At 31.0% G+C, this 255-nt stretch carries 1 protein-coding gene; it reads left to right on the forward strand.

Features of this window, described 5'->3' with window-relative positions; translation table 11 throughout:
* Nucleotides 1-39: 39 nt before the first annotated feature.
* Nucleotides 40-255: nitrate reductase associated protein (locus R0J92_RS24655; protein ID WP_411053622.1), on the forward strand; the 216-nt coding region annotated here is incomplete at its 3' end.

Below are 255 nucleotides of genomic sequence, written 5' to 3' on the forward strand. Positions count from 1 at the left end.
ATCATGAAAATTAGTGAAAAAAAGTAAAAATCCTTGACTATGTTTTTTCAATTTGAAGCTGACTTTGTTAATAATTTACGCTGTATTCCCATGCAAGTGCGCTATAAGTTAGATACTTGTGGCGTTAAACTGAAATTACATCATTGGCATCAATTTAGCCAAAGTGAAAGAGAAGAATTAGTTCATCAAGCCTGTGAAACTTCAAACCAAATTGAAGCCTATAAACAGCATTTACAACAATTAGTGATTCAATAT

This window comes from Tritonibacter sp. SIMBA_163, from assembly GCF_046535935.1.
Classification (GTDB): domain Bacteria; phylum Pseudomonadota; class Alphaproteobacteria; order Rhodobacterales; family Rhodobacteraceae; genus Epibacterium; species Epibacterium scottomollicae.